This window comes from Bacteroides sp. AR29 (genome assembly GCF_900217715.1).
GTDB lineage: Bacteria > Bacteroidota > Bacteroidia > Bacteroidales > Bacteroidaceae > Bacteroides > Bacteroides uniformis.
This window is the reverse complement of the sequence record NZ_OBMS01000050.1, coordinates 1-5,463: the sequence shown is the minus strand read 5'-3', so window position 1 is coordinate 5,463 and position 5,463 is coordinate 1. Positions and strand designations below refer to the sequence as shown.

Below are 5,463 nucleotides of genomic sequence, written 5' to 3'. Positions count from 1 at the left end.
AGTTTTCGCGGAACTACATTATGTCTATATTGTTGATAATAAGCAATATAAAATAAACAAAAAGAGCTCCTGAAATAAAGTATTCCTCTAGAGAAGATACTCTATACATATCCACTGTAAATGACAATCTACTTATATGATACTATTTGTAATGGTAATATCCTGATTTGAAGGTGTTTAATTCTGTACTGATGTGCTATAATCATAACGTTAGGATCTTTTTTCTCAAAAACTAGAAGGGCTTTGTCAATATCTATCATTTAGTTGCTTTTTGTCAATTATTTACTCGTGTTGTTTATTCCATCTATGAGAATGTAAACCCTTATGTAAAATACTATTGAATTTATAATGGTTACATAAATACTATCCTACCTATTTATCCATTTTATACATAGAACACCATGTAATTGTCTCTATCTTATAAATGGAGATTATTCCAAATACAAAGTAATTGGAGTAAAGAATTCTATAGCTATGAAAAACTACTGTTTGGAGCATGTCAAAAACGTAATGAGGAAGTCTTCTTGTAAGAGAATATAGTCTACATAGAATAACGAAGACTGAGTGGATATATTTTTATAATTCAGGGGAATAAAGAATGTACTTTTGTAATCCGCGCTGACTCCCGTGTCGTGCAGACAATTCAGGTTTGCTGTTTATTGAAGAGAGGATATTTTTATCGTTTCAGCTCTTCTCCATAAAGTCTATGCAGTATGATACGTGCCGGTATACTTTTAATCTCTCCATTGGCATCACTTTGGAAGACGAGGAAGAAATAACCGTTAATCCCCGGCAGCAGATTTCTATACGTCCTATTTGGAAATGATTGTTGCAGAAATAAAGTGGAAAAGATAGAATAACAAAAGCCGCTTACTTCACAGTGAACGGCTTTTAAAACACTTTATTTAGAAAACACCCTATCAAATAGAGATGTTTTGAAAGTTCATAAATCAGATATACTCCTTCTTACAGACTTATTTATAAGCAGGATTCTGATCATTATTTGTCAGTTCTCCATTAGCATCAATCTCTGCTTGCGGAATAGGTAATTCAAATCTATCAGAGCCAGCAGGAAGGTCTAATTGACTAGTCCACAAATCGTGTCCGTCAACTCCAGTTCTTGTCAATGCCAAACCTCTACGTTTCATGTCGAATAGGCGATGTCCCTCTGCAAATAATTCACGCCTTCTTTCTTGTTGTATCTCATCTGCTAAACCGGCATCCGTTCCACTATATTTATCCAATCCACGAGCTATCCGAACAACATTTAATGCTTCTTTAGCCACATCATAATGCTGTTTGTCAGCAGCTAATTCAGCAATAATAAGATACATCTCAGAACCACGCAGCATATTGAAAGAGCCTTGTCCCATTTCATTGTTACGACTATGAATCTTTGTTGTCAAGTATCCTGTTTCACTGATATAATCGTTTGTTTCAGAATCTTTCGGGAACTGAGTTTTGCGTATATCTTTATCTTCCATTAGATTAATCAAAGCCTTTGAAACTCGTAATGAGCTATAACCAATAACAGCATCTTCATAATCATCTCCACACAAATACCAGAAAGAGGGTAATGAAAGATAGAATTGATTATCATCAGTTGGACATTCGAAAGCCCAAAGTGTTTCTGAGTTAACTTCACAGAAATCAGCTGTGTAAACTGCCGTATTCATCAAATTAACACCTTTCAATGCAGCATTGGCATGTTTGATGCCATTTGTTTCATCACCTAAATCCAAATACAAACGTGCAAGAATTCCATGAGCAGCATTCGCACCGATATATGCCTTGGATGAAGAAGAATGCTGGTCCAACAATCCACATGCTTTTTCCATGTCAACGACAAGTTGATTATAAACATCTTTTACCGTAGCACGAGGAAGGTCTTCTGTTCCAGAAGAAATACGTAAAATTATGCTCGGATTATCCGGGTACTTGTTCACAGGTTTGGCATACATTCTTACTAAGAAATGATAAGTATAAGCTCTTAGAGATAGCGCTTCACCTTCAATTCTGTTACGCTCTGCACTTTCTGCCAGGTTTCCGATATTATCCAAAATGGCATTCGTATTATCTATGATACTGTAACATCCCTTCCACGGGTCATCAGTATAGGTACTTCCTGGAGAAACTGTATATTGATAAGGAGACACAAAACGTCCATAATTGTAGTTGGGGTCAGGTGTCACCAATGCGTCATCTCCCATAATGTCAGGCAAGAAGAAAATATATTGGTTGGTCATATGAGCCAACCAGCCATTGGTCAACCAGTCATAAGCACCGGTCAACACTTGCTGCGCACCGTCTATCGTAGTAAAGGTGTTAGAATCGGACATTTGGTCCGAAGAAGTAGTATCCAAAAAATCATCACCGCAATTTGCTAAGCTAAGACCTATTGCAAGTGCTATTATAGTTTGCTTTATTCTATTCATCGTAATCTCAATTTTAAATTAGAAACCAACATTTATACCAAATAAGATTGTACGAGGCAATGGAACCGTACCTGCACCGTCCAATACTCCGGTTACACCTCCCAATTCCACATCGTAACCTTTGAAACTACCATCCAAGTTCCATACACAGATATTCTCCAGACTTCCAAAGAAACGTACTGTCTCCAACTGTATCTTCTGTGTCCATTTTTTTGGTAGAGTATAACCTAAGTTGATATTTTTAAATTTAATGAAATCTGCATCGTGCAAATAGCGGCTTGATGTAGAATGAGAACTTGAAGTGTTATTGGGCAAGAATGCAGGATTCGGAGCGTTTGGATTCTCTTTTGTCCAATAATTCGCTTGATCTTTGATGGCTTGATAACCGTTGTTGTTACCATCATTCAGCAAATTGGCTTCGTACGCATCATATATCTTTCCTCCAAAACTATAAGTAAAGAGGAATGAAAGGTCTAATCCTTTAAATGTAAATGTGTTATTCAAACCTCCAAATACATTGGGAAGTGCAGAACCAAGTTTGTATTTGTCTGCAGTAGAGTAAGTTGAAGTGGTAGTTCTTTCACCTGTCGGATTACCTTTATCATCTTTTACGTCTTTATACCAAAGTGGAGCACCGGTTTCTTTATCTACTCCGGCCCATTCTTGCATGTAAAATTCATAAAGGCTGTAGCCTACCGTACGAACTTTTGTACCAACAACTTCCTGTTCTTCGGGATAAGAAGTGATTTCATTCTTGTTAAAAGAGATATTGAAGTCGGTTCCCCAATTAAAGTCTCCGGCTTGAATATTCAGGGAATGCAAATCTACTTCTATACCAGAGTTACGCATACCACCCAAATTAGACATAATTATGTCCAACCCCGTAGAACCGGCTAAAGGTTTTTCCAATAACAGTTCATCAGAGTTTTTGATATAATAGTCAATGGATCCATGCAGGCGACTGTTAAGTACTGCAAAATCCAATCCCACATTGAAGTTTTTGGATTTTTCCCATGACAAATCAGGATTTGCTAATTGAGAATGTCTGAAGCCAGACTCTCCGTTATAATTGGCTCCACCTTCATAGAAAGCTTGGTAACCATATAAGTAATCAGATGTTTTGTTACCTGAAGTACCATAGCTGGCACGTAGTTTCAAGTCATCGATCCAGGTAATATATTTCATGAAGTTTTCTTCGCTGACGCGCCAATTTAATCCGACACTCCAAAATGTACCATAACGATGTCCCGGTGCAAAACGTGAAGAACCATCGGAGCGAATACTGAATGAGGCAAAATATTTATTCTGATAATCATAATTTAATCGACCAAAATAAGAAAGCATGCGCTCTTTATCTGTTACAGAACCTACTTCTTGCGGAGTAGCAGCTACATTCAGCTCTGTCAAACCACCAATCGGAAATTTTGTTCCTTGTGCATAAGTGCGCTTGTACTCTTTATTATAGATTTCATAACCAGCCAATACCGAGAAGTGATGGTCTTCCTTTATGTTGAAATTATAATTTAATGTACTGGTCAATCCAAAAGTGTTGTTCCAAATGGCATATTTGTACAAGCGTCCTTGTGCAGCTTTACCATTACCATGCTCCGCATTATACCATTGCGTTTCATCCAAATTAATATAATCATATGAAAGACTTGTTTTCCAATGAACTCCATAAAAGTTGAAATCCACGTAGGGATTTACCAAAACACGGTATGTGTTAGTTGCATATTTGTCAGTTTGTGCAAATGATATAACATTCATATCCTGAAATATGGGATTCTTGAAGTTATAAAGAGGTTTGCCATTCTCATCATATTGCATTTGGAAATTTTCATCCAAATCATATACTGGAACAGCATTGGGTAGGAAAATACCATTAGTCAAAGGACTAGCACCACCACCTCCACCTACAGGAGTGTTTTGTTTTGCCAAAGAGAAAGTGGAATTGATACCCATACTGAACCAAGGTTTAATTTCCGTTGAGACATTTGCACGACCTGAATATCGTTCAAAATCCGAACCAATCACAATACCCTCTTGATTCATATATCCCATAGAAATGAAGTATTTTGATTTCTCGTTTCCTCCATTTACACTGATATCGTATTCTTGTGACATCCCGGTTCTGAAGACTTCATCCAACCAATCGGTATCAATCATCAATTGAGCGCCAGATGTCAAGTCGCCAGAAGCATCCAGAGGGTTAGCAACATTATATGGATTTCGCCCATACATGCTTTGTGTGGATTTGTTGGCTGCAGCAGAAGCTTCTTCTGAGGACATGCCTTTAGCAATATTATTATTATAGAAGCCTCCATAATACAGAGCATAATGTTCGGAGGCATTCATCAAATTATAACCACCAGAAGGGAGTTTGGAAGATGACATTTGAGCTTTAAAGCTAACCTTGGCTTGTCCTTTTTTACCCTGCTTCGTTGTAATCAGAATAACACCATTGGCCGCACGTGATCCGTACAGAGAAGCAGCAGAAGCATCTTTTAAGATGGTAATAGACTCAATATCATTCGGATTTAAGTTTGAAAGTGGATTTGCACTTGTCCCATATTTACTGGTATTTGCAACTTCACTTAAGTTTGCAGCTTCAATAGCAACTCCATCTATAACATAAAGTGGGGTACTTGAGGCAGACATAGACCCGATACCACGAATACGTACCTGTGTAGACGAACCCGGTTGACCGGAGACACTTGCGATCTGCAGCCCAGGAGACAATCCTTGTAATGCTTTTTCAAATGAAGTAACTGGAAGCTTTTCCATATCACTGGATTTGATAGTAGCAACAGAACCTGTTAGTGAGTTCTTCTTTGCAGTACCATAAGCTATGACTGTTACTTCATCAAGAATTTCACTGTCGGACTTTAAGATGACTCTTAAAGAAGGTGCGACAGCCACCTCTTGCGTTTGCATACCAACATACGAAATTAGCAGAGTTTTCGCGGAACTACAACACTCTTATTTTATTAATAATCAAGCGATTATACCATGTGATAGAAATCACTAT

Annotated in this window: 2 protein-coding genes; both read right to left on the bottom strand. The window is 37.6% G+C overall.

Going from position 1 to position 5,463, the window contains the following annotated elements; all coding sequences use genetic code 11:
- Positions 1-974: 974 nt before the first annotated feature.
- Positions 975-2,435, bottom strand: a complete 1,461-nt coding sequence (locus CSD97_RS18520) for a RagB/SusD family nutrient uptake outer membrane protein (protein ID WP_016274185.1) — start codon at positions 2,433-2,435, stop codon at positions 975-977.
- An 18-nt stretch (positions 2,436-2,453) separates the two neighbouring features.
- On the bottom strand, positions 2,454-5,390 hold the full coding sequence (locus CSD97_RS18515; protein WP_081106211.1) for a TonB-dependent receptor: 2,937 nt from the start codon (positions 5,388-5,390) through the stop codon (positions 2,454-2,456).
- Positions 5,391-5,463: the final 73 nt, after the last annotated feature.

Excerpts from the sequence above, each read along its gene's own strand:
- CSD97_RS18520 (WP_016274185.1), bottom strand. The coding sequence starts at position 2,435 with ATGAATAGAATAAAGCAAACTATAATAGCACTTGCAATAGGTCTTAGC.